Raw genomic sequence first — 25,737 nt, 5'->3', positions numbered from 1 at the left:
TTTGGAATTGATTCGACTTCAACGCGAACTTGCCATTCCTTACACCAAATGTCATGTCGGAATGGCAGCTGAAGAGTGGTCGAGCGGCGCGGTTTCAAGCATTTTTGCACCGGATCGGCAAGTGTTTCTTTGGTCGCAGAAGAAATGCAGCCCGCCGGCAGGTCCCACGATCTGCCTCTTCAGGCTACCTCTTGGGGGCGGCAAGCGGGAGAATGCGCTGGAGGATACTTCCGGTGCGGGTTTCAGCCCGTTTCGGGCCTTTTGCTTGACATTGCGGGCTGATCGCCTTAAAGCCTGCTCCAATCTATCCGCGATCTTCAGAACGCGAGCCACCGACCGGGACCCATCATGGTATAAAGCGATCCCGGAGGTCCACATCCGACAGCGCGATGCGCCCTCGGGTGCTGTACCGCTTTGGTTGCTTCTTGAACTGGCAGACACACGGGACGATTTATCCCTGACGAAGCATAAGCCTCTTCTCGGATTAAAAGGAAATTCGATGTTTGAATCACTTCAGGAGCGTCTTGGCTCCATCCTGAACGGCCTTACCGGACGCGGCGCTCTTTCAGAAGCCGACGTGACGGCGGCGCTGCGCGAAGTGCGCCGCGCGCTGATCGAGGCCGACGTTTCGCTGGAAGTGGTTCGCTCCTTCACCGACCGCGTTCGCGAGAAGGCTGTCGGCGCGGAAATCCTGAAAAGCATCAAGCCCGGCCAGATGGTCGTCAAGATCGTCCATGACGAACTTGTCGAAATGCTTGGCACCGAAGGCGTCTCCATCGATCTGAATGCGCCGGCCCCGGTCGTGATCATGATGGTGGGCTTGCAGGGTTCGGGCAAGACGACGACGACGGGCAAGATCGCCAAGCGCCTGACCGAGCGCCAGCGCAAGAAAGTGCTGATGGCCTCGCTCGATACGCGCCGTCCGGCTGCGCAGGAACAGCTTCGCCAGCTTGGCATACAGACCGGCGTCGACACGCTGCCGATCATTGCCGGACAGTCGCCGGTGGAAATCGCCAAGCGCGCCGTTCAGGCTGCAAAGCTTGGCGCGCATGATGTCGTCATTCTCGATACGGCAGGCCGCACGCATATCGACGAGCCGCTGATGGTGGAAATGGCGGATATCCGCAAGGCCGCCAATCCGCATGAAATCCTGCTCGTCGCCGATAGCCTGACCGGTCAGGACGCCGTCAATCTGGCGCGCAATTTCGATGAGCGCGTCGGCATTACCGGCATCGTGCTCACCCGCATGGACGGCGATGGCCGTGGCGGCGCGGCACTTTCGATGCGCGCCATCACCGGCAAGCCGATCAAGCTGATCGCCACCGGCGAAAAGATGGATGCGCTCGAGGAGTTCTATCCGAAGCGCATTGCCGACCGCATTCTCGGCATGGGCGACATTGTTTCGCTGGTCGAAAAAGCCGCCGAAAACATCGACGCGGAAAAAGCCGCGGCGATGGCCAAGAAGATGCAGTCGGGCAAGTTCGATCTCAACGATCTTGCCGAACAGCTCAAGCAGATGAAGAAGCTCGGCGGCATGGGCGGCATCATGGGCATGATGCCGGGCATGAGCGGGATGAAGGACAAGGTGGCCGCTGCCGGTCTCGACGACAAGGTGTTCGACCGCCAGCTCGCCATCATCGGCTCGATGACCAAGGCCGAGCGCGCCAATCCCGACATTCTCAAGCACAGCCGCAAGCAGCGCATCGCCAAGGGTTCCGGCACCAGCGCCGCCGACATCAACAAGCTTCTCAAGATGCATCGCCAGATGGCCGACATGATGAAAGTCATGGGCAAGGGCAAGGGCGGAATGATGAAGCAGATGATGGGCGGCCTTGCCAACAAGATGGGGCTGGGCGGTCTGGGTGGAGGAATGGGCATGCCTGACCTCTCCAAGATGGACCCCAAGCAGCTTGAGGCGCTTGCCAAGCAGGCGGAAGCAGCGGGCCTGACGAAAGGCGGCGGTCTGCCGGGCCTGCCCGGCGGCGGTCTTCCGGGCGGTCTGCCCGATCTGGGCGGACCCAAGCTTCCCGGTCTCGGTGGCGGTCTTCCGGGCCTGCCGAAGAAGAAGTGAGAATCATGAGCGACGAACAGAACACTGCACCGGCTGAACTTCTGGCACTGCGCGCCTCCATCGACAATATCGATGCGGCGCTGATCCATATGCTGGCCGAACGTTTTCGCTGCACAAAGGCCGTTGGCGTACTCAAGGCCGAACGCGGCCTCGCACCGGCTGATCCCGCCCGCGAAAAGCGTCAGGTGGAGCGTCTGCGCGCGCTGGCAGTCGATGCCCATCTCGATCCCGATTTCGCCGAAAAATTCCTGAACTTCATCGTGAAGGAAGTCATTCGGCATCATGAGCATGCCGCCGCCAATCACGGCGGAAAACAATAGCTATATCGATAGCTTAACCCGTTTTGCCACGGCCATTCCCCGGGCGAAGCAATTGTCTAAAGGAAAGAAAAAATGTCTCTGAAGATTCGTCTGGCCCGCGCTGGCTCCAAGAAGCGTCCTTACTACCACATCGTCGTTGCCGACGTCCGCAGCCCGCGTGACGGCCGCTTCATCGAAACCGTTGGCGCATGGAACCCGATGCTGGCCAAGGACGCTGAACGCGTGAAGCTCGACGCCGACCGCATCCAGCATTGGATTGCACAGGGCGCACAGCCGACCGACCGCGTTCTGCGCTTCCTCGACCAGGCTGGCCTTGCCAAGCGTCCGGCCCGCAGCAACCCGACCAAGGGCGAGCCGGGCAAGAAGGCCCAGGAACGTCTGGCCATGGCCAAGCAGGCTGAAGAAGAAGCCGCTGCAAAGGCTGCTGAAGCTGCTGCGGCCGCCGCAGAAGCCGCTGCTGCCCCGGCTGAAGAAGCTGCAAGCGAATAATCTTTCGCGCAGTTTGCGTTATAAAAAGGCGGCGGAGCAATCCGCCGCTTTTTTGTTGACCGCTTTCCTGGAGGGCAAATGGGGATTACATTGAAACTCGCCGCCGTGCTGCCCGCGCTTATTGTCGCCGTACTTGCCAGTCCGGCGCGCGCGATCGACGCGCAGCTACTGGCTGCGGCGGCCGCCTCTTATCGAGACGGAGCGGCAGCGCAACAATTGGAAGACCGGATTGCCGACCTCATCGAAGCGGGTGACAAGGCTGGGCTGGAGGCACTGGCCTCGCAAATCTCGAGGGAGGACGGCCCCTTTCTCGATGCATTGACAGCACTTGCGGAACAGAATCAAGCGCCGGCAGGTGAGGCGAAGCCTGCTCCCGGCAGCGAACTGGCACGCTTGGCGAGCGCCCTGGGCCCCTGTCATCAGGCGAACATCGCTCTCAGGATCATTGTGCTTCTCATTTCGAACGGCGGAGCTGAACCGGTTGTCAGGAATGGTATTGTCATGATCGAAGGGAGTGAGATCGATAGTACCTATGCAACCCTGATCCACATATGCGAGAACGTCAACGCGCTGCCCGCCCACAAGGCGAGGATTGGGTCCAGATGCTATTTCACGGGTGCTTGTGGCGATGATCCCGATATGGATTGAGATATCGGGACTGACCTGATGGCATTCCATGATAAGGTCGGATCATGGAACATTCTGGTGAAATTCTTATCCTGACCGGCACGCCGGGCGCCGGTAAAACCACGACCGCCGAGAGGCTTGCGAACCAGCCGGGTTCGCCGAAGGTTCATCTTCATTCGGACGATTTCTGGCACTTCATCAAGAATGGTGCGATCCAGCCCTATCTGCCGGAAGCCCATGCGCAAAATGTCATTGTGATGGATGCGCTGACCAAGGCGGCCAAGGCCTATGCCGACGGCGGCTATTTCGTCATCGTCGACGGCATAATCGGGCCATGGTTCCTCGAGCCATTCCGAAACCTTGCCACGCCGCTTCACTATGTGGTTCTGCGTCCATCTCTCGATGAGGCGATCCGGCGCTGCCGCGAGCGTGGCGGCAATACGCTTGCCGATCCGGGTCCGATTGCGGAACTGCACGGGCAATTGTCCGCGCTGGGGCCGCTAGAGCCGCACGTGCTGGCTGCCGAAGGGTGGTCTCGCAGTCAGACGCTTGCCGCTGTTCGCGCTGCGGTCGAAAGCGGCGCTTTCCGCCTGCATCCCTGAAACAGGCGGTCGCGGTTTTACCTTGTTGTCCAAACCGACTGGAAAACGAGTGAATTTCGACTATCTTGCTGATTTGACGGCTCGCATTTGCGTGAACGCACTCATGCGGGTGTTGAATTTGTTTCCCCGGCGCTTGGCAAAGCGCCCTTTTCAGGAGAAATCCATGTCGGGTACGACGGTTGCCACTTCTTTCTCGCTTGCAGCCCTGGGCCGCCGTATTTTCATCGCTCTTGGTCTGGCTGTTCTGGTTCCGCTGCTCTCCGCCTGCGGTTTCAACACTATCCCGACCAATGAGGAACGGGCGAAGGCCGCCTGGGGCGAGGTGCAGAACCAGTATCAGCGGCGCGCCGATCTCGTGCCCAATCTGGTCGAGACCGTGAAGGGCTATGCCGCTCACGAACAGGAGACGCTGCAGGCCGTGATCGAGGCGCGCGCCAAGGCGACGCAGGTGCAGATCACGCCCGAAACGCTCAACAATCCCGAACTCTTCAAGCAGTTTCAGGATAATCAGGCCAACCTGACGAGCGCGCTGTCGCGCCTGATGGTGGTGGTCGAGCGTTATCCGGACCTGAAAGCCAACCAGAACTTCCTTGCATTGCAATCGCAGCTCGAAGGCACTGAAAACCGCATCGCCGTCGCCCGCCGTGACTATATCGAGGCGGTTCGCGTCTACAATACGTCGCTGCGCACCATGCCGACGATGATCTGGACGTGGATCTGGTATCGCGATGCGCAGCCCATGCAGAGCTTCAGCGCCGATGCAGGCAGCCAGACCGCGCCCAAAGTCAACTTCAACTGACGGCGCGTCTCATGATGCGTCTGGAGGCGGGTGCAGCACCCATGCGTGATCGTCGCGGCTTTTATTGGCCGCGGCATCTTATTGCGCTTGTCTTTCTGCTGTTTTCCGCAGCCTTGATGCTGCATACGGCAGCCTTGGCACAGGATGCATCGAAACCCGCACAGACCCTGACTGGCCGCGTGGTGGATGCGGCGGGGATCATCGATCCGGCAGAGCGCCAGAGCCTCACGCAGAAGCTTGCCGATTTCGAAGCCAAATCGTCGGATCAGGTGGTCGTGGTGACAGTCCCGAGCCTCAATGGCGAAGACATCGAAACCTATTCCAACCGTCTGTTCCGCGCCTGGGCGCTTGGCCAGAAACAGGAAAACAACGGCATATTGCTGGTGGTGGCGCCCAATGACCGCAAGGTGCGCATCGAGGTCGGCTACGGCCTCGAAGGCGTGATGACCGATGCGCTTTCAAGCGTCATCATCAATGGCACCATCATTCCCGAATTCCGCACGGGCGATTATTCGAAAGGCATCGTGCAGGGCGTTGACGGCATTCTTTCGGTGCTTTCCGGCGATGCCGCCGAGCTTGAAGCGCGCGCCAGGCGCAATGTGCAGTCGAGTTCCGATGATGTCGACTGGGTGTTCGTCGTCTTCATTGCCTTCTGGTGCCTGATCTTCTTCGGCGGTTTCGGCATGGCGATCCTGACGCCGGTTTTCGGGCGCAAGATCGGGCCGGGCCGGTATCAGTGGCTCGGCATGGTGGTGGATTATAACAATCGCGGCGGCGGGTCTGGCGGCAGGGGTGGCGGAAGCTGGGGCGGCGGCGGTGGCTGGTCGTCCGGTGGGGGCGGCGGCGGTTTCTCCGGCGGCGGTGGTTCATCGGGTGGCGGCGGCGCCTCGGGCAGCTGGTAGGGAGACGCAGGGATGAAGCATCACACGCTGATTGGCGCCGAGGACCATGCCCGCATTGCCGAGGCGATCCGCAAGGCGGAAGCCGAGACCAGCGGCGAAATCTATGCGGTTCTGGCCCGTTCCAGCGACGATTATTTCTTTGCGGCGGGCTTTGTCGCCACCTGCGGCATCCTGCTGGCATCGGTCGTCGTGGCGTTTCTGGCGCACTGGTACTGGTTCGATGTCCGCCTGCCCATGTTCGGGCTTGCGGTGCTGGCGGCCTTCCTGACCGCGATGCTGGTGCTGTGGGTCTTTCCGGCCATCCGCATGCTGCTGGTGCCGCGCCGCATCCGTTACAAGCGCGCGCATCTCAATGCGTTGCAACAGTTTCTGGCGCGCAATGTGCACATCACCGAGCATCGCACCGGCATCCTGCTCTTCGTCTCCATGGCCGAACATTATGCCGAGGTGATCGCCGATGCGGGCATCAATGCGCGGGTCGGACAGGACGAGTGGAATGCGATCGTGGCGACGCTCGTCCATCATGCATCGCGGGCGCAGGTGGCCGAGGGTTTCGTGCTGGCGATCGGTCAGGCGGGCCTTTTGCTGGAGACGCATTTCCCGGCAGGGGCGGACAATGTTAACGAACTCGACGATCACCTGATCGAGTTATGAGAGCCGTTCGGTTCCGTCAGAATCATCTGCAACTTTAGTCTGAAACATGGCAAAACCGGCCTGCGGCTTTGCCCTTCCGGCACCATTTCTGCGCGCCGTGGAGAAATCCACTGGCATAATCCGAAATTTCGCGGGAAGTTTTCGAAGTTTTGTTCCAAATTAAATGGATTAAATGCGGTTTTTCTGACTTTCCGGGAAATTTTTCGTTATTTTCAACGAATTGCCATCGAATCCGGTGCCTAATCTGCTAGTTTGGCGCGCATTGCCATCATGACAGGAGTATCCGACGTGACTGCAAAGCAGGATCGGTCGAGCAAGGTTAAGGGTTCAAAGGCAGGCAAGGAGGAGAAGAAGGGAGGAAAGTCGAAGGCGCTTACAGCCTTCTCGCAGCTTCTCTTCGAATGGGCGCCGCCGGAAGATCTGGCCGCTTACGATGCCGCCGCTCTCGACAGTTCAGCCCGTCACGGCTATGCCGCTCTGGAATCCTATCGCAAGGGCAAGAGCATCATCAGCGTCGATAACGGTATCGAACGACATGGTCGCCCGGTGAGCGTCATCACCATCGTCAACGACAATATGCCGTTCCTGCTCGACTCCATCATGGGTGAGCTGAACGACCATGCCAACCAGATTTTCATGGTCGTGCATCCGGTTCTGGACATTGCGCGCGAGAAGGACGAGCTCGTCATTCTGGGTGAGGCATCGCAGCTTGCGCCTGCCAAGGGCGTCGAGCGCGTCAGCCTGGTGCAGATCCATCTCCCGGCTCTCGACAAGCAGACCAAGGCCGACCTGACCGCCGCCATCAAGCGCGTGCTGGGGCAGGTTCGCGCCGCCGTCAGCGACTGGAAGCCGATGCTGAAGCGCCTCGATGGCGCGATCGCCGATTACAAGCGCGTGCACGACATGACGGGCGATCCGGCCATGCCGGAAGCGATCGCCTTTCTCGAATGGCTGCGCGACGACCGTTTCATCTTCCTCGGACTTCGCGAGCTGACCTTCAAGGGCAAGGGCGACAAGCGCGAACTCGTGCCGGTCAAGGAAACGCTCGGCATTCTCAACGATCACGAGGTCCGCGTCCTGCGCAAGGATGACGACGACACGGTGACGCCGCGCGAAGTGACCGAATTCCTCGACAGCAACGAGCCGCTGATCGTCACCAAGGCGAACTCGCTTTCGCTGGTGCATCGCCGTTCCTATCTCGATTATGTCGGCGTGAAGATATTCGGCGAGAAGGGCGAGGCCATCGGCGAACTGCGCCTGGTCGGCCTCTTTACCTCGGTCGCCTATACGAGTTCGGTTGCGGGCATTCCCTTCATCCGTTCCAAGGCCGATGCGGTCATCAAGCATCTCGGCTTCAACCGCGAGGACCATTCGGGCAAGGCGCTCATCAACGTGCTGGAGGAATATCCGCGCGACGAGCTTTTCCAGATCGATGTGGAAAGCCTGACGGCCAATGCCGAACTGATCCTGGCGCTGGGCGAGCGTCCCCGGGTGCGCGCTGTTCCGCGTCTCGACCGGTTTGGCCGTTTTGCCACCGTGCTGGTCTATATCCCGCGCGACCGTTACGACTCGGTCGTGCGCGAGAAGATCGGGCATTATCTGGTCGACGTCTATGGCGGCGACAGTTTTGAATTCCATCCGGTCTTCCTGCAGAACGGCCTGACGCGCGTCCAGTTCGTCATCCGCCGTCACGAGCGTTCCACGCCGCATGTGGACCGGGAAGCGCTGGAAGCGCAAGTGCGCGCCATCGTCCGCACCTGGGACGATGCGGTGCGTGAAAGCTCCGACAGCGCCGATGCGAAGACCGTTGCGCTCGCCGCAAGCTTTCCGCCGTCCTACCGCGAAATCTTCACGGCGCCGGAAGCGCTGGTCGATGCGGAACGCATTGCCAGCCTCAGCGCCGAGGCTCCGCTTTTCGTGGATTTCTATCGTTATCGCACCGATGGTCCCGATGCGGTTTCGCTGAAGATCTATCATCACGGTGCGCCGGTCGTGCTGTCGCAGCGCGTGCCGCTTCTGGAAAACATGGGTTTCCGTGTCGTCAGCGAGCAGACCATCGACCTGCCGCAGGCAGGCGAAGACGGCGCAACCGTCTACCTGCACGACATGCAGCTCGTGAACGCCTATGGGGCACCGGTCGATCTTTCCGACGATGGCGAGATGCTGGAAGACGTGTTCCGCAATGTCTGGGACGGTCAGGCCGATAATGACGGCTATAATGCGCTGGTGCAGACCGCGCGCCTGACGGCACGCCAGATCATGATCCTGCGTTCCTATGGGCGCTATCTGCAGCAGGCGGGCATCGCCTATTCGCAGGGATTCATCGCGGCAGCGCTGAACCGTTATCCTGAAATCGCCAGCGACCTCTATTCGCTGTTCGACCTGCGTTTCAACCCGTCGGCCAAGCGCCGGGATTCGGCTGAAAAGAAGCTGGTCGATGGCATCGAAACCGCGCTGTTGGGCGTGCCGAGCATTGATGACGACCAGATCTTGCGCCGTTTCCGCAATCTGATCGAAGCGACGCTGCGCACCAACGCCTATCAGCCGGATGCCGAGGGCAAGCCGCGCGTCACCTTCGCCTTCAAGCTCAATCCGCGTCTGGTCGACGGCCTGCCTGACCCGCGCCCGTACCGCGAAATCTTCGTCTACGGGCCGGAAGTGGAAGGCGTGCACCTGCGTTTCGGCGCGGTCGCCCGCGGCGGCCTGCGCTGGTCGGACCGCGCGCAGGATTATCGCACCGAAGTGCTGGGGCTGGTAAAGGCGCAGCAGGTCAAGAACGCGGTTATCGTGCCGGTCGGCGCCAAGGGCGGCTTCTATCCGAAGCGTCTGCCGGTCGGCGGCGATCGCAATGCGGTGTTCGAAGCCGGCCGCGATGCCTACAAGGTCTTCATCTCCACGCTCCTGTCCGTCACCGACAATATCGAGGACAGCCATGTCGTGCCGCCAGCGGAAGTCGTGCGCCATGACAATGACGATCCTTATTTCGTCGTTGCCGCCGACAAGGGCACGGCCACTTTCTCCGATACGGCCAATGCCATCAGCCAGGCGCATGATTTCTGGCTGGACGATGCCTTCGCATCGGGCGGTTCCGCCGGTTATGACCACAAGGGCATGGGCATCACCGCGCGCGGCGCGTGGGAAGCCGTGAAGCGCCATTTCCGCGAACTCGACATGGATATCCAGAACGAGCCTTTCACGGTTGCGGGCGTGGGCGACATGTCGGGCGACGTCTTCGGCAATGGCATGCTGCTTTCCGAACAGATTCGCCTCGTGGCGGCGTTCGACCATCGCGATATCTTTATCGACCCGAACCCGGTTCCAGCCGATGGCTTTGCCGAGCGCAAGCGCCTGTTCGAGTTGCCGCGTTCGAGCTGGCAGGACTATGACCGCTCCAAGCTTTCGGCTGGCGGCGGCATCTACAGCCGCAGCCAGAAAACGATCACGCTCTCGCCGGAAGCAGCGAATGCCATCGGCCTCGGCAAGACCTCCGGAACGCCGCAGGAAATCATGACGGCGATCCTGAAGTCGAAGGTCGATCTGCTCTGGTTCGGCGGCATCGGCACCTATATCCGCTCCTCCGCTGAAACGGATGCGCAGGTTGGCGACCGCGCCAATGATGCGATCCGCATCACCGGCTCGGAAGTCGGCGCGCGGGTGATCGGCGAAGGCGCGAACCTTGGCGTGACCCAGCGCGGGCGCATCGAATATGCCTTGTCGGGCGGTCGCGGTAACACGGACGCCATCGACAATTCGGCTGGCGTCAATTGTTCGGACGTCGAAGTCAACATCAAGATCGCGCTGGCTGCGGCCATGCGTTCGGGCAAGCTCAAGCGCCCGGCGCGCGACAAGCTTCTGGTTAGCATGACCGACGATGTTTCGGCACTGGTGCTGCGCAACAACTATCTGCAGCCGCTGGCGCTTTCGCTGAGCGAACGCCAGGGACTGGCGGAGCTGCCCTATCAGGCGCGCTTCATGGCGGAACTGGAAGCCCGCAAGCTGCTCGACCGCAAGGTGGAGAACCTGCCGTCGGACGCATTGCTCGCCGAGCGCCAGAAGGCTGGCCAGCCGCTAACCCGCCCGGAACTGGCGGTTCTGCTGGCCTATGCGAAGCTTTCGCTCTGTGACGATCTGGTGGCAAGCCAGCTTCCGGACGAGCCGTACTTCCAGTCGCTGCTGATGGGTTATTTCCCCAAGCGCATGGTGAAGACCTATGCCGAGGAAATCTCCGGCCATCGCCTGCGCCGTGAAATCGTCGCTACCTTGCTGGCGAACGATGTCATCAATCGCGGGGGCATCACCTTCATCAGCCGCCTGGCCGATACGACCGGCAATTCGCCTGCCGATATCGTCCGCGCCTATGTGGCGGTGCGTGACGGCTTCGACATCGACACGATCTATGACGCCATCGATGCGCTGGACAATCGCGTTCCCGGCGATGTGCAGAACCAGTTCTACCGTCTCGTCGGCGAAATGCTGCAGGCGACGACGGCATGGGTGCTGCGCAACGACACGACACGCGCCAACCTGACGGAACTGGTGGATACGATCACCAGGGCGCGCGCCGAACTGGAGCCGCGTTTCGACGGCCTGATGCCGGAATATCTCAAAACCGCGCTTCAGGCCGACAAGGCCGCTTTCGTGGAAATGGGTGCGCCGGAAAAGCTGGCACAGCGTCTTGCCAATCTGCAGCTTGCAGGCATCATGCCGGACATTGCGCTGATCGCGCATCTGGCGGGCGCCGACCGGGTGGTTACCGCCAAGACCTATTTCGGTGTTTCGGAAGCCTTCCGCATCGGCCGCATCGAGGAAGCCGCGCGCTCCATCCCCGTCACGGACTATTATGACGGGCTGGCGCTGTCACGGGCAAGCGATACGATCACGCAGGCTGCACGCGGCATCACCATTGCGGCGCTCAAGCGTTTCGCCAAGGACAAGGACCCGGCGGCAGCCTGGTTTGCAGCCGATGGCGCCCGCATCGAGCAGGTGCAGAACCGCATGGTCGCGCTGACGGAAGGTGGCGACCTGACCGTTTCGCGACTGGCGGTTGCAGCGGGCCTGATGTCCGATCTCGCCCAGTAGGCAGGTCGGGAAATCTATTGCAGAAGGGCGGCTGTGGCCGCCCTTTTTATTTCTTTCCAGTGCACATTTCGGGGTATAAGCTCCCGCTAATATGATTTGGGCCTGAAATTCATCCGACACATTGAAGGAACGATGCAGCCGAACGGCTCGGCTGGCCTGCGTGCATCCGCATGAAAACCGGAACCGGTTTTCGCAAAGCATCGTGTGCAGATGTATCGGGTTGGAGTGGTCTTTATAAGCCAAAAGGCGCATGGTGCTCTATCGTCGGAAGCCGCTTCGGGCGTGGGGGGAAGGAAAGAGTAATTGAGCGATCAGCTTATGGCTGCCCGCAGCCATGCCTCGCGGCGTGGCGTATGGGGCTGGATATTCTTCGATTGGGCGGCGCAGCCGTTCTTCACCGTCATCGTAACCTTCATCTTTGGTCCCTATTTCATCTCGCGCATGGCCGACACGCCGGAAGCGGGACAGATCGCCTGGGGGTACGGCTTTGCCGCCGCGGGCCTCGTGATCGCAGTGCTGTCGCCCGTTCTGGGATCGATTGCCGACAAGACCGGCGCGCGCAAACCGTGGATCGGCTTCTTTGCCGTCCTGAAGATCGCGGGCCTGATGACGCTGTGGTTCGCGGTGCCGGGCGCAAACCTGTTCTGGGTGCTTCTGGCTTTCAGCATCGCGATGATCTCGGCGGAGTTTTCCATCGTCTTCAACGATTCCATGATGCCGCGGCTCGTCCCGGCCAGGGAGATCGGCAAAGTATCCAATCTGGCCTGGGGGCTCGGCTATCTGGGCGGCGTGCTGGTGCTGATCTTCGTCGTGGTCTTTCTGGCGTCGTCGCCGCAGACGGGCAAGACCCTGATCGGGCTTCCGCCGCTCTTCGGGCTTGACCCTGCCAGCGGCGAAGATGCCCGCATCACCGGCCCCATCGCGGCGCTGTGGTATCTCGTTTTCATCATGCCGATGTTCCTGTTCACGCCGGATCAGGCGCGCGGCCAGCCGCTGCGCCAGGCGGTCGGCAGCGGTCTGACGGAACTGAAGTCGACGCTGAGGGAAGTGCGGAAGCGTCCGGGAATAGTCCGCTTCCTTGCCGCCCGCCTTGTCTATCAGGACGGGCTCAATGCCATTGTCGCGCTGGGCGCGGGCTATGCCGCTTCACTGTTTCACTGGAGCATCAACGAAATCGGCCTCTTCGGCATGATCACCAATGTGTCGGCGATCCTGAGCTGCCTCGTCGCGGCTCGTCTTGATGCAAGGCTCGGCTCAAAAGCCATCGTGCTCGGATCGCTGGTGCTTCTGCTCATCGCCTCGTTCGGTATCGTTTCCACCGGAACGGATTATTTCCTGCTCGGGCTTTTGCCGGTTGGCTATTCCGAGGGAAATGGGTTGTTCTCCACGGCTGCGGAACAGGCATTTCTCGTCTACGGGCTGATGATCGGCGCCGCTCTGGGGCCGGTGCAGGCGTCCGCCCGTTCGTGGTTTGCGCGCAGCATCAGGCCGGAGGAATCGGGCCGCTATTTCGGCATCTATGCGCTGGCGGGCCGGGCGACGGGATTTCTCGGGCCGTTCCTGGTCGCGACGATCACCGCTCTCACTGGCTGCGCGGCGATTGGCATGTCGGTGCTGCTGCTGTTTTTTGTCGTGGGGCTCTATCTGGCTGCCATTACGCCTTATCCGGCCGACAGGCCGCTTGCATCCGGCCCGCATTGACGGGCCGGAGGCGGTTCCGGCTTTGTGGAGAGGGCTCTATTCGATCCAGCCCATGGAACGCTGCACGGCCTTTTCCCACGAGCGGAACAGGCGCGTGCTTTCCTCGACCGGCATTCGCGGATGCCAGCGCTGGCCCACCTGCCAGTTTTCCACGATGTCCCGCGTCGATTTCCAGTAGCCGACGGCAAGTCCCGCCGCATAGGCAGCACCCAGCGCCGTCGTCTCGATGATTTTCGGGCGCACGACCGGCACGTCCAGAATGTCGGACTGGAACTGCATGAGCAGCTCGTTGACGGTCATGCCGCCATCGGCGCGCAACTCCGTGATCTCGACGCCGGAATCCTTCACCATCGCATCCAGCACTTCGCGCACCTGATAGGCGCTCGCCTCCAGCGCCGCGCGGGCGATGTGCCCCTTGTTGGCGAAGCGGGTGAGGCCAGCGATGATGCCGCGCGCGGAATCCTGCCAGTGCGGCGCATAGAGGCCGGAGAAGGCCGGGACGAAATAGACGTCGCCATTGTCTTCTACGGTGCGGGCCAGCGTTTCGATGTCGCTGCTGTGCCTGATGATGCCGAGATTGTCGCGCAGCCATTGCACCAGAGCACCGGTGATCGCAATTGACCCTTCCAGCGCATAGACCGGCTTCGCGCCGTCCAGCTTGTAGGCAACCGTGGTCAGCAGTCCAAAATTGGAGGGCACCAGTTTCTCGCCGGTGTTCATCAGCATGAAGCACCCGGTGCCATAGGTGTTCTTGGCCTCGCCCGGTTCCAGACAGGCCTGGCCGAAGAGCGCTGCCTGCTGGTCACCCAGAATGCCCGCCAGCTTGACGCCGGAAAGCGAGGGCAGGGCGATCTCGCCATAGACCTCGCTCGAGGAACGGATTTCCGGCAGGCAGGCTGACGGAATATCGAAAAGACGAAGTATGTCTTCATCCCATTTCAGCGTCGAAAGATCCATCAGCTGGGTTCGGGAGGCGTTGGTCACATCGGTGATGTGAATGCCGCCATCGGTGCCGCCGGTGAGGTTCCAGACCAGCCATGTGTCGATGGTGCCGAAAAGCGCGTCGCCAGCTTCGGCCTTTTCACGGGCACCGGGAACTTGATCGAGTATCCAGCGCAGCTTGAGGCCGGAGAAATAGGTCGAGATGGGCAGGCCGGTTTTTTCGCGCAGACGGTCCGCGCCGCCGTCTTTCGTGTATCGGGCGACCAGCTCGTCCGTGCGCGTATCCATCCAGACGACCGCATTATGGAGCGGCACGCCGGTCTTCAGGTCCCAGAGCAGAGTGGTTTCGCGCTGGTTGGTAATGCCGACGGAAGCTATGTCGGCTGCCTTCAGGTTTGCCTTCTTCAGCGCGGCGGCAATGACGTGCTGCGTATTGCGCCAGATTTCCGTTGGATTGTGTTCGACCCAGCCCGCCTTCGGATAAATCTGCTCGTGTTCGCGCTGGTCGCTGGCGACGATATCGCCCTGCCGGTCGAAAATGATGAAACGCGAACTCGTGGTTCCCTGGTCGATGGAACCGATAAACTGCGTCATGGGGCGGGCTCCTCCTGCTTCTCGAACTGTTTGTTTTGAGCGCATCCCGTCCGAAAACCATTCATAGTTTCGGGACGCGCTTCAATGTTGAAACGAATTTAAACGAAACAATGCGAAACTCAACGTAAACGAAAGCCCCGGAACTGTTGGTTCCGGGGCTTCGATAGATGCGTATTCCATAGGGGTTAGTGACGGAAGTGGCGCATGCCGGTCATGACCATGGCGATGCCATGTTCGTCGGCAGCGTCGATCACCTCGTCGTCGCGCATGGAGCCGCCCGGCTGGATGACGGCGGTTGCACCGGCCTGAACGGCTGACAGAAGACCGTCTGCAAACGGGAAGAACGCGTCGGAAGCGACCACGCAGCCCTTGGTGAGCGGCTCTGCAAGACCGGCGGCTTCTGCTGCATCTTCCGCCTTGCGGGCTGCGATACGGGCTGAATCCACGCGGCTCATCTGGCCTGCGCCGATGCCCACCGTAGCGCCGTCCTTCACATAGACGATGGCGTTCGACTTCACGTGCTTGCCGACGCGGAAGGCGAATTTCAGATCGTTGAGTTCGGCTTCGGTCGGCGCACGCTTGGTGACGACCTTGAGATCGAGATCGTCCACCACGCCATTGTCGCGCGACTGGACCAGCAGGCCACCGGCAACGGTCTTGGCGGCAATGCCCTTGGCGCGCGGGTCCGGCAGGCCGCCGGTCACGAGCAGGCGCAGGTTCTTCTTTGCCGCCACGATGGCCTGTGCGCCTTCGGTGGCGTCCGGCGCGATAATGACTTCGGTGAAGATTTTCACGATCTCTTCGGCTGCTTCCTCATCGAGCGTCTTGTTGAGCGCGACGATGCCGCCAAAGGCCGAAACCGGATCGCAGGCGAGCGCCTTGAGATAGGCTTCCCTGATGGTGGAAGCTTCCGCCACGCCGCAAGGATTGGCGTGCTTGATGATGGCGACGGCTGCGGTGCGGGCCGGATCGAATTCGGCCACCAGCTCGAAAGCCGCATCGGTGTCGTTGATGTTGTTGTAGGAAAGCTGCTTGCCCTGAACCTGGGTCGCGGTGGCGACGCCGGGGCGCTTTTCGCCGGTGAGATAGAAACCGGCCGTCTGGTGCGGGTTTTCACCGTAACGCATGACGGAATGCAGCTTGCCTGCGACCGAACGATACACCGGGGTTTCTTCCTCGATCGCTTCGGCAAACCAGTTGGAAATAGCCGCATCATAGGCAGCGGTGCGCGAAAAGGCCTTGGCTGCAAGCTTCTTGCGGAAGGCGAGCGGCAGGGAGCCTGCATGCTTTTCCAGTTCGGCCACCACGTCGGCATAGTCGGCGGGGTCGACGACCGTTGCGACATAGGCATGGTTCTTGGCGGAAGCGCGGATCATGGCCGGGCCGCCAATGTCGATATTCTCGACGGTCGTGTCGTAGTCGCCGCCCTTGAAGCGGACTTCCTCGAACGGATAGAGATTGATGACGGCGAGATCAATGCCGCCAATGCCGTGTGCTTCCATGGCCGCGACGTGTTCCGGATCATTGCGCACGGCGAGCAGGCCGCCATGGACTGCCGGATGCAGCGTCTTGACGCGCCCGTCCATGATTTCCGGGAAGCCGGTTACTTCGGACACGTCCTTCACCGGAATGCCCTCGGCGGCAATTGATTTGGCGGTGCCGCCGGTCGAAAGGATTTCGACGCCCTGCGCGTGAAGCGCCTTGGCGAAATCGATCAGACCGGTCTTGTCGGAAACGGAAAGGAGGGCGCGGCGCACCCGATGAAGATCGGGAGCGGGAATATGCTTGGAGCTGACAGCCATAGGGAGTTGGTCTCTTCGTTGCTGAAACGGATGCGTTCAGGAAAGTGGACGGCTCGCCCTAACACAGGCGCGCCGAGAATCCTACCGCAAAAGGCCGGAAATGAACGGTGAAGAGGTATTTCTTGCCCCGCATTCGATCCCATTGATCCTCGACCCTTCGAGACGGCGCCCTTCGACAAGCTCAGGACGCCTCCTCAGGGTGAGGGCGGTGGTGCTTGAAGAGCGTTCCAGAATGGATATGTCGCTGTCGACTCGCAAACGCAGCGTGCGTTCGTTGAGGCTGATTAATTACGCTCCACCCTCATCCTGAGGAGGCGCGCAGCGCCGTCTCGAAGGGGAGGAGCGGGAGAGCGAATTACACGTAACTGCCGAGTGCGACGCGGCTGAACTGCCAGTTCACTTCCGGCAATTCGGAAGCCGGGAAGGAGAGCACGATCTGCTTCGATGTCACAGGACCGCGGAAGCCTGCAAAGAAGATCGAATCTTCCAGCTGCGGCGCAACCTCGAAGCAGGAAAAGACCCAGGTATCGTCGCGGTCAGCCGAAAGGACGATCAATCCGTTCTCATCGAAGGAAATATCGACCGAGGGATGCAGGTGGAAACGGACGGCAATATTGTCGCGTCCGTTTGATTTCAACGGACGACCGTCGCCGCGATAGAAGCGGTCGGCGCCCTGGATGACGCTGCCATTATGCGACAGCACGAGGCGGCGCTCGTGATAGATGCCGAACAGGCGCGCATAGCCGTCATGGCTGGCGACAAAACCCTGCCGCCCCATCTCCTCGATCCGGTCGCGCTGTACGCGCGTCGGGCCTGCAATAATCGGCGTGCCGATCATGTTGGAGAGGCCCGCATTCAGGCTGAAACGGCACGAGGACGTGTCATTGATGGTAGCGGTGGAATGCGCAGCCGTCGAACGGCCCAATGGACGAAATTCCGGCGGGCCGAAACGGTCGACGCCGGAATTGACGATATAGCGCTGGCGTCCGGAGGACATTTCAAAAGCGAGACAGCCGGCATGGGCGTCCCGCGATGCGGTGACCGGCGGCGGCAGTCCGGTATCGGCGATGATGGTGGTCGAACCCATCGAAAGCCGTTCATAGCCCGAATAGGGCGCGTGGGTCAGCGGCGATCCGGCAGTTTCATCGTGCCGCAGAACCGAAATGATGCGTTCCGGCATGGTGGGGCCGACCCCGTTGAAAAGCGCAAGGCTGCCATCCTGATGACGGAAGAAACGCAGGGCCGGCAACATGCGCTCGACGGCTTCGATCAGCGCCTTGGGCGGGGATTCCGTGCCATTGGCATAGGTCTGGCGCAGCGGCAGAAGATCGGCCAGCAGCTCCAGAACCGTAACGGGATTGCGCGAAATATGTCCGCCATCGGGCAGGATCTGGCGCTTCAGCTCATATTCCAGATTGCGCCGCGCGGCACGTGCCGTCGGCGGCGAAACCGGCAGCGCCAGAGCGGCGAAAGCCAATGCGATGCGGGCGCGCAAGCGCTCCTCGCCATCATCCATGGCGGCAGCGACGGTGCGCAGGTAACGCACCTGCATGGCGAGCGAGCGCATGAACTTGCGATAGGCGGGAAGTTCCGCGCCCGACAGAATGAGATTGGAATGCTGCAGCCAGGCGATGATGCGCTGCGCGGTGACTTCCGGCGACCAGGCAAGACCGCCGATGCGCTTGCCGAACATGCGCATCCAGTCATCGACGAGCGCGCGCGCATTGGCGGTTGCCAGTTCGCTGTTGGCGCTTTTCAGATGGCGCAGCCAGCCGAAACTCTGAAGTGCCGCTTCCCACTCCGGTGTCGGCGGCTCGACGGCGAAAGGCGACAACCCGCCGGTCTCGACCAGTCGACCGGCAAGCGCAAAGCGGCCGTGGTAAAACTCCTGCGCCAGTTGGGGGTCGGCGACGCGCAGGTCGGGCGGGGCGATCAGGATTCGGTCCGGGGTAAAGCCGGTGAAGCGCCAGCGATAAAGCGGCCCCATACGCAGACGGCGGCTGAACTTGCGCCACGCCTGTGCAACGGCCAGTCCCCAAAGATGTGGGGTTTCGCTGAGGGCGACTGCCACCCGGTCTTTCTCCGTATTGTTTGTCATCATGCTGCGGCCAGATCGAAAGGCCGGTTTCCCTTGATACAATTGTACAGAAATGGTGAATCGAGCGTTAACCATAACGGGCATCCCGGCCCGTTATGGCAAATTATCCGACTTGTCTGCTTATATCCGGTCTCAGGCCCGACGCTTGAAGCGGGCGGCGAAGAAACCGTCCATGCCGGCCATCTGCGGATTGCCGTCAAAACGCTCCGGCGGCAGGTCTGCCGGCGTGGACCGCAAAAAGCCTTCCGCCGTTACCAGCCCCTCCAGACCGGAACAATCCTGCTCCGTGATCGGGAAAGGCTCCAGCAGCGGATTTTCCGCCGCCTTGCGCGCCATTTCCTCGCCTTCGAGCGGGTGCAGGGAACAGTTGGAAAATACGATTACACCGCCGGGTTTGACCAGGGTGGCCGCATGCGCCAGAAGCTTGCCCTGAAGTTCGGCAAGCTTGGCAATATCCTGCGGCGTCTTGGTCCATGGCACGTCGGGGTGACGGCGCACCGTACCGGTGGACGAGCAGGGCGCATCCAGAAGCACGGCATCGAACAGTTCGTCCGGCTGGAAATCCATAAGATTGGTGGCGACGGTCTTCGCCTCGAAACCGAGCCGTTCCAGATTGCCGCGCAGGCGCTTCAGCCGGTTTTCGGAAAGGTCGAGCGCGGTCACATCCGCACCCTGGAGCAAAAGCTGCGCCGTCTTGCCGCCGGGGGCGGCGCACAGGTCGGCAACCCGTTTGCCCTTGATGTCACCCATCAGGCGCGCAGGCAGGCTTGCCGCCACATCCTGCACCCACCAGTCGCCTTCGGCAAATCCGGGCAGATCGGTGAGATTGCCTTCGACAGTCTGCAGGCGCACCGAGCCGTTGGGGAGCGCCACGCCACCCAGCCTTTCGGCCCACGCTTCCGCGTCGCCCTTGACCGTGAAATCGATTGGCGGCTCATAGGCGTGCATGGCGAGAATGGCTGCTGCCTTTTCCGCGCCATAGGCCTCGGTGATGCTCTTTGCAAACCATTCCGGCACGTTCGTTTCAGGCTCAAGCGTGTGGGCGAGCGCACGTTCCTTGTTGCGCGACAGCCTGCGCAGCAGCGCATTGACCAGACCGGCATATTTGCGGTTGCGCGGGTCGCTGTTCGCCGCCTCCACGGCCAGATCAACCGCCGAATGGTCGGGGAGGTCGAGATAGAAAATCTGGGCGATGGCGACATGCAGAAGATGTTTCAGCGCCACCGCATTTTCCGGCAATGGCCGGTCGAGCCGCTTGTTGATGGCGCGCTCGATGCTGCCGCGATTGCGCAGCGCAGAGCCAAGAATGGCGCGAACCAGTGCGCGGTCGCGCGGCTCCAGCGCCAGATATTGCGGATGACCGTGGGTATTGTCGGTCAGGCCGTCAAGCGAGGTGTTCTTTTCGATCACCGCGCCGAGAAGGCGCGCCGCACACAAACGCGCCGCCAGACCGGGGCGCAGGTCTGCGGCGCTGTTGTTGGTTAGCGGCTTTTTGTTTCCGCGCTTCGGCGCAGGCTTTTTATCGTTCACGCTGTTCTGCTACTTTTTGTTTAAGCATGATCTTGTCCGAAAACCGGTTCCCACTTTTCGGGATCATGCCTTATGACCACGGCCCTCGAAAACCGGAACCGCCATTGCTGTTACCGCCTGCATTACCCCATGGACCACTGCTTTGGGAAGGGGCCGCGGCACGAGGAGCCATTCCGGCAGAGCGGATGCCCATTTCGGCGGCCATCTGTTCAAGCGCTGCAATGCGGTTATCAGTATCCGGGTGGGTCGAGAAAAGATTGTCTGCACCGCGTCCGCTCAACGGGTTGATGATGAACATATGCGCGGTTGCCGGGTTGTGTTCGGCTTCCTCGTTCGGGATGGCTTTTGCGCCCCGCGCGATCTTGCCCAGTGCCGAGGACAGCCAAAGCGGGTTGCCGCAGATTTCCGCGCCGCGCTTGTCGGCGGCATATTCGCGTGTGCGGCTGACGGCCATCTGCACGATCATTGCGGCGAAGGGTGCGACGATCATGGCGAGGATGGTGCCGACCACACCCATGATGCCGTTGCCGTTTTCACGGTTGCCGCCAAGGAAGAAGGCAAAATTGCCGAGCATGGATATGGCACCGGCAAGCGTTGCGACGATGGTCATGGTCAGCGTGTCGCGGTTCTGGACGTGGGCCAGCTCATGCGCCATCACGCCCGCCACTTCTTCGGGTGAAAGCCGGTTGAGAAGGCCGGTCGTGGCGGCAACGGCGGCATTTTCGGGATTGCGGCCCGTGGCGAAAGCGTTCGGCTGGTCCTCATGGATGATGTAGACCTTCGGCATGGGAAGGCCCGCATTGGCGGCAAGGCCGCTCACCATGCGGTAATAGTCCGGTGCGCTGCGCTCATCCACTTGCTGCGCATTGTACATGCGCAGCACCATCTTGTCGGAGTTCCAGTAACCGAACAGGTTCATGGCGACGGCGATCACAAGCGCGATCATCATGCCGCCCCCGCCGCCTAACAAATAGCCGATGCTCATGAACATGACCGTCATGAGGGCGATCAGCATGGCAGTTTTCGTCATATTCATCCGTGGCGGTCTCCAAAATCTGAAGCTGCATGGCCTGCAAGGGTTTTGCAGCGGGTGCCTTTCTGCCTATATGATGGGTATGAACAGGCTTCGCTTCAATAATGGGAGCTGACGCAGCCAACAGGAATGTGACCGATGAGCGAGAAAACCGAAGCAACCGAAAGCCCGGAAAACGTGGACAAGCGCCCGTTTGACGATCTGCCGCCCGCTGCCCAGCGCGCGCTGAAGGAAGCCGAGGCGCGCCGTGCCGCCGAAAAGGAAGCTCAGGCGCCTCGCGAAATCGGCGGTCGCGGCGGCAAGGATCCCGCCCGTTATGGTGACTGGGAGATCAAGGGGCGGACGATAGATTTTTAATCTTTGATCAGTCCGGCTTTTTCACCAATGGCAAGAATTTCACTTGAAGGCGTGTTGATCCATTGATCTTGGGTTTCCGGCCGAACGGTTTCACGCCAGAGCCGCACGAGTTCGAATCCCATTGAATAACCAAGCCAACGAGGAATTTCTCCTCTACCAAAAAACCATTCGGCGTGATCGTAATCGGTAGACTGCAATTCTGCGACTGTCGGGCAATGCACCTTCAGCCGGTCGATGGGGACTGCACGTTCCCATAGTTCCGGTGGAGTGTTCATGAGATGTTGAACGAAATGGCCTGCCATGCCTTCGCTCACTAACGCCTCACCAAGTGTCCATCCATAGCCCGGTCCCGCCATGCGCATGCAGTGATGGATTTCATGCAGCAATTGGCGCTGAAGCGTTCCGTTCGTAAGGCTTGGTTTAAGGTTGGGATTGTCTGGATCGAAGTTCAACGAAAATAACGTACTGTTGTGGGACCGACCCAGAATTCCGATCTCTGGAATTATATGTTTTGAACGATTGAGAAGAATATCGAGCTTGGGCGGCGAAACGAAGTGCTCCAAGGTCCTGAAGGCTGCGGTAATTTCGATGAAGATAGGTTGCTCAAATTCTTCGAGTCCACCCGACGCAGTCAACCAATGTAGAAACCATGTATCTTTGAAGATGGAGTCCATACCAGTTCCAGGAATTGATTGACTGGGAGCAAGTGTAAGGCCCTTCAATTCTCAGGCAAGTCAAAGAATTGGGGAGTGTGAAAAGGCCGGGAAATCCCCGGCCTTTCGTTTGTCATTTCTTGTTCTGCCGATTTTCGATCAGGTCGTCCACGACGCCCGGATCGGCCAGCGTCGAGGTATCGCCCAGTGCACCAAACTCGTCTTCGGCGATCTTGCGCAGGATGCGGCGCATGATCTTGCCCGAGCGGGTTTTCGGCAGGCCCGGCGAGAACTGGATCTTGTCCGGCGTGGCGATGGGACCGATTTCCTTGCGCACGTGCAGGGTCAGCTCCTTGCGCAGGGCGTCCTCATCCTGAACTGCTTCACCGGTCATCAGCGTGACGTAGCAATAGATGCCCTGTCCCTTGATCGGATGCGGATAGCCAACGACAGCGGCTTCCGAAACCGAGTGATGCGAGACGAGCGCCGATTCGATTTCCGCCGTGCCGAGGCGGTGGCCGGAAATGTTGAGCACGTCGTCGACACGGCCCGTGATCCAGTAGTAACCGTCCTCGTCGCGACGGCAGCCGTCGCCGGTGAAGTACTTGCCCTTATAGGTCGAGAAGTAGGCTTCGACGAAGCGCTTGTGGTCGCCGTAAAGCGTGCGCATCTGGCCCGGCCAGGAGTCGATGATGCACAGATTGCCGTCTGCGGCACCCTCGACAACGGCGCCCTCATTGTCCACCAGTTCCGGCTTGATGCCGAAGAACGGGCGCGTCGCAGAACCCGGCTTCAGGTCCGTTGCGCCGGGCAGCGGCGTGATGAGGATGCCGCCGGTTTCCGTCTGCCACCATGTATCGACAATCGGGGAGCGCTGGTCGCCAACCACGTTGTAATACCATTCCCAGGCTTCCGGATTGATCGGCTCGCCGACCGAACCGAGCAGGCGCAGTGATGAGCGCGACGAGCGAGTGACGAATTCATCGCCCGCACCCATCAGCGCGCGGATGGCGGTCGGCGCCGTGTAGAAGATGTTGACATGGTGCTTGTCGACGACTTCCCAGAAACGTCCCTGATCGGGGAAGTTGGGCACGCCCTCGAACATCAGCGTCGTCGCGCCATTGGCCAGCGGGCCATAGACGATATAGGAGTGGCCCGTCACCCAGCCCACATCCGCCGTGCACCAGTAGATGTCGCCATCGTGATAGTCGAAGACATATTGGTGCGTCATCGATGCATAGACGAGATAGCCGCCGGTGGTGTGCAGCACGCCCTTCGGCTTGCCGGTCGAGCCGGAGGTGTAAAGGATGAAGAGCGGGTCTTCCGCGTTCATCGGTTCCGGATCGCAGGTCGGTTCGACGCTTGCCACTTCCTGATGATACCAGAGATCGCGGCCCGGACCCCAGCTCACCTTGCCGCCGGTACGGCGCACGGTGAGAACCTTGTTGACCATCACATACTGCTTGGCGGCAATGTCGATGGCGGTATCGGTGTTTTCCTTGAGCGGAACCGGCTTGCCGCCGCGCACGCCCTCATCGGCGGTGATGACGAAGGTGGATTCGCAGTCGACGATACGGCCGGCCAGCGCTTCTGGCGAGAAGCCGGCGAAGACGACCGAGTGCACCGCGCCGATGCGCGCGCAGGCCAGCATCGCATAGGCGGCTTCCGGGATCATCGGCAGGTAGATCGTGACGCGGTCGCCCTTCTTCACGCCGTGCTTCTTCAGCACATTCGCCAGACGGCAGACGTTTTCATAGAGTTCGCGATAGGTGATCTTCTTGTCGATATAGGGATTGTCGCCTTCCCAGATTATGGCGACCTCGTCGCCACGGCTCTTCAGGTGGCGGTCGATGCAGTTGTAGGAAACATTGGTGACGCCGTCCTCATACCATTTGATGGACACGTCGCCGTTGAAATCGGTGTTCTTGACCTTGGTGAAGGGCTTGAACCAGTCGATGCGCCGTCCGTGCTTTGCCCAGAAGCCGTCCGGGTCGCTCACGCTTTCCTGATACCAGTCGAGATAGGTTGCGTTGTCGATGAGCGTGTTTCTCTTTGCCTCGGCAAGAACCGGGTAAAGCTTTTCCGACATGATGTCCTCCTTCAGCATTGTGCGAACCGGACAGACATGTCCCGCACGCATAATGCACCCAAAACTGCCCGGCACCTCCCGCCGGATGAGACGGCCTGCCGTGAATGGCGAGACCATCGGGTGCCTGTCTACCTTCCATTGCGGGCAAGGTAAATTAGACAATCGGCGCGTCCATGATCCACAATGACGCATCGTCAGAAACGGCAACTGGCAGCACTCGCCGCCGACTGTTGCTAATATATTGTTTTTACAGTTTAAAAACCATTTGGAGTGATTATCTTCTAATCAGGAGCCATGCAATATGGCTCTTCACAAAAAGGGGAAATCGCCATGACGACGTCCGCTTTGAACGCGAAATCAGCCTTTGAACTGCAACTCGCCGGCTACGGCCTGACGACGGCGAAAGTCTTCTATCACCTGCCCGATCATCCGCATCTGCTGCAGCTTTTCGTCTGGCAGGATTATGACCTCGCGCCGGATTTTCCGGTGCTCAATCATTTCATCGAATTCTGGAATCGGGAAATCGACGGGCCGTTGCATTCGGTCAGCTACACGCATTTCCGGCTGCTTGGCCCTTCGGACTGGAGGAATGTGCAGGGCGAGATCGTCCTGCATTAGGAGCATTTCCAGCAAAAGTGTGATGCGGTTTTGCGCAGGATCATGCGACAAAAACAAGCAGTAGGGGTCACAATTCAGGCGGGGTTGGCATAGCTCCGCCCACCGAAGATGGCCGAGCCGACACGCACCGATGTCGCGCCAAAGCCGATGGCGGTTTCATAATCGCCCGACATGCCCATGGAGAGTTTTTCAACGCCAGCCTCACGGGCAAGCTTTTCCAGGAGTGCGAAATGCGGGCCGGGATTTTCATCCGCAGGCGGGATGCACATCAGCCCTTCGATTGCGAGGCCATGTTCCTTGCGGCAGCGTTCGACGAAGGCGACCGCTTCCTTCGGGGCAATCCCGGCCTTTTGTTCTTCCAGCCCGGTATTCACCTGAACGTAGAGCTTCGGCGTCTTGTTCTGCTTTTTGATCTCGGCGGCCAGGGCGGCGGCGATCTTCTCGCGGTCGACGGTTTCGATGACGTCGAAGAGAGCGACGGCATCGGCGGCCTTGTTGGATTGCAGCGGGCCGATGAGATGCAGTTCGATGCCGGAATAATCCCCGCGCAGCTGCGGCCATTTGCCTTGCGCTTCCTGCACGCGGTTTTCGCCGAAGACGCGCTGGCCCGCGTCGAGCACCGGGCGGATCTCGTCGGCGTCGAAGGTTTTCGATACCGCGACGAGTGTCACAGAGCCTTTTTCGCGCCGTGCTTCCTTTTCGGCACTGGCGATTGCGGCCTTGACCGCGTTCAGGTTCGCTACGATATCCGACATGAAACTCTCGCTTTCAGGCTTT

Annotated in this window: 20 protein-coding genes; 12 read left to right on the top strand and 8 right to left on the bottom strand. The window is 60.5% G+C overall.

Going from position 1 to position 25,737, the window contains the following annotated elements:
* Nucleotides 1-499: 499 nt before the first annotated feature.
* From ffh to JNC63_RS15750, 10 genes are all read left to right on the top strand, one after another.
* Nucleotides 500-2,071, top strand: a complete 1,572-nt coding sequence (gene ffh / locus JNC63_RS15795; RefSeq protein ID WP_063620183.1) for a signal recognition particle protein — start codon at nt 500-502, stop codon at nt 2,069-2,071.
* A gap of 5 nt (nt 2,072-2,076) precedes the next feature.
* A complete protein-coding gene (locus tag JNC63_RS15790; RefSeq protein WP_006471242.1) occupies nt 2,077-2,391 on the top strand; it encodes a chorismate mutase in 315 nt (104 codons plus the stop codon).
* Between the two features lie 72 nt (nt 2,392-2,463).
* Nucleotides 2,464-2,880, top strand: coding sequence for a 30S ribosomal protein S16 (gene rpsP / locus JNC63_RS15785; RefSeq protein WP_021588087.1), 417 nt, complete (start codon nt 2,464-2,466; stop codon nt 2,878-2,880).
* Nucleotides 2,881-2,958: 78 nt separating this feature from the next.
* The gene (locus JNC63_RS15780; protein WP_063620182.1) at nt 2,959-3,528 is read left to right on the top strand and encodes a hypothetical protein; all 570 of its coding nucleotides are present in this window, start codon (nt 2,959-2,961) and stop codon (nt 3,526-3,528) included.
* Nucleotides 3,529-3,572: 44 nt separating this feature from the next.
* On the top strand, nt 3,573-4,109 hold the full coding sequence (locus JNC63_RS15775) for an ATP-binding protein (RefSeq protein ID WP_063620181.1): 537 nt from the start codon (nt 3,573-3,575) through the stop codon (nt 4,107-4,109).
* Nucleotides 4,110-4,272: 163 nt separating this feature from the next.
* Nucleotides 4,273-4,908: a LemA family protein gene (locus JNC63_RS15770; RefSeq protein ID WP_025090902.1), complete on the top strand. Its 636-nt coding sequence runs from the start codon at nt 4,273-4,275 to the stop codon at nt 4,906-4,908.
* 116 nt (nt 4,909-5,024) lie between these two features.
* Entirely contained in the window at nt 5,025-5,810 is a 786-nt protein-coding gene (locus JNC63_RS15765) for a TPM domain-containing protein (protein WP_374846481.1), read from the top strand.
* 12 nt (nt 5,811-5,822) lie between these two features.
* Nucleotides 5,823-6,464 (top strand): TPM domain-containing protein, encoded by a 642-nt coding sequence (locus tag JNC63_RS15760; RefSeq protein WP_025090900.1) that lies wholly within the window; start codon nt 5,823-5,825, stop codon nt 6,462-6,464.
* 288 nt (nt 6,465-6,752) lie between these two features.
* A complete protein-coding gene (locus JNC63_RS15755; protein ID WP_063620201.1) occupies nt 6,753-11,543 on the top strand; it encodes an NAD-glutamate dehydrogenase in 4,791 nt (1,596 codons plus the stop codon).
* 318 nt (nt 11,544-11,861) lie between these two features.
* A complete protein-coding gene (locus JNC63_RS15750; protein WP_063620200.1) occupies nt 11,862-13,244 on the top strand; it encodes an MFS transporter in 1,383 nt (460 codons plus the stop codon).
* 36 nt (nt 13,245-13,280) lie between these two features.
* Here JNC63_RS15750 and glpK read toward each other — a convergent pair whose 3' ends face one another.
* From glpK to htpX, 5 genes are all read right to left on the bottom strand, one after another.
* Entirely contained in the window at nt 13,281-14,780 is a 1,500-nt protein-coding gene (glpK, locus tag JNC63_RS15745) for a glycerol kinase GlpK (protein WP_063620180.1), read from the bottom strand.
* Nucleotides 14,781-14,965: 185 nt separating this feature from the next.
* Entirely contained in the window at nt 14,966-16,582 is a 1,617-nt protein-coding gene (gene purH / locus JNC63_RS15740) for a bifunctional phosphoribosylaminoimidazolecarboxamide formyltransferase/IMP cyclohydrolase (protein WP_063620179.1), read from the bottom strand.
* Between the two features lie 355 nt (nt 16,583-16,937).
* Complete coding sequence (locus tag JNC63_RS15735) at nt 16,938-18,680, bottom strand: heparinase II/III family protein (protein WP_021588077.1); 1,743 nt, start codon at nt 18,678-18,680, stop codon at nt 16,938-16,940.
* Between the two features lie 132 nt (nt 18,681-18,812).
* Nucleotides 18,813-20,210: an RsmB/NOP family class I SAM-dependent RNA methyltransferase gene (locus tag JNC63_RS15730; protein WP_063620178.1), complete on the bottom strand. Its 1,398-nt coding sequence runs from the start codon at nt 20,208-20,210 to the stop codon at nt 18,813-18,815.
* A 70-nt stretch (nt 20,211-20,280) separates the two neighbouring features.
* The gene (gene htpX / locus JNC63_RS15725; protein WP_006467825.1) at nt 20,281-21,246 is read right to left on the bottom strand and encodes a zinc metalloprotease HtpX; all 966 of its coding nucleotides are present in this window, start codon (nt 21,244-21,246) and stop codon (nt 20,281-20,283) included.
* A 135-nt stretch (nt 21,247-21,381) separates the two neighbouring features.
* Between htpX and JNC63_RS15720 the strand changes: the two genes are divergently transcribed.
* Nucleotides 21,382-21,600, top strand: coding sequence for a DUF1674 domain-containing protein (locus tag JNC63_RS15720; RefSeq protein ID WP_021588074.1), 219 nt, complete (start codon nt 21,382-21,384; stop codon nt 21,598-21,600).
* On the opposite strand, the gene JNC63_RS15715 is transcribed toward JNC63_RS15720, so the two are convergent.
* Complete coding sequence (locus tag JNC63_RS15715; protein WP_063620177.1) at nt 21,597-22,274, bottom strand: DUF2268 domain-containing putative Zn-dependent protease; 678 nt, start codon at nt 22,272-22,274, stop codon at nt 21,597-21,599. The two genes, JNC63_RS15720 and JNC63_RS15715, sit on opposite strands and share 4 nt — an antisense overlap.
* A gap of 112 nt (nt 22,275-22,386) precedes the next feature.
* Nucleotides 22,387-24,342 carry an acetate--CoA ligase gene (gene acs / locus JNC63_RS15710; RefSeq protein WP_006471249.1) on the bottom strand — a complete coding sequence of 652 codons (1,956 nt, stop codon included), beginning with the start codon at nt 24,340-24,342 and terminating at the stop codon, nt 22,387-22,389.
* A gap of 330 nt (nt 24,343-24,672) precedes the next feature.
* Between acs and JNC63_RS15705 the strand changes: the two genes are divergently transcribed.
* Nucleotides 24,673-24,960, top strand: a complete 288-nt coding sequence (locus JNC63_RS15705; protein ID WP_006471250.1) for an usg protein — start codon at nt 24,673-24,675, stop codon at nt 24,958-24,960.
* A gap of 74 nt (nt 24,961-25,034) precedes the next feature.
* On the opposite strand, the gene JNC63_RS15700 is transcribed toward JNC63_RS15705, so the two are convergent.
* Nucleotides 25,035-25,715 carry a YggS family pyridoxal phosphate-dependent enzyme gene (locus tag JNC63_RS15700; protein WP_063620199.1) on the bottom strand — a complete coding sequence of 227 codons (681 nt, stop codon included), beginning with the start codon at nt 25,713-25,715 and terminating at the stop codon, nt 25,035-25,037.
* Between the last annotated feature and the right edge of the window lie 22 nt (nt 25,716-25,737).

The organism is Brucella ciceri (genome assembly GCF_041930145.1).
Taxonomy (GTDB): domain Bacteria; phylum Pseudomonadota; class Alphaproteobacteria; order Rhizobiales; family Rhizobiaceae; genus Brucella; species Brucella intermedia.
The sequence above is the reverse complement of the archived record's forward strand: the minus strand, read 5'-3'. Positions and strand labels throughout refer to the sequence as shown.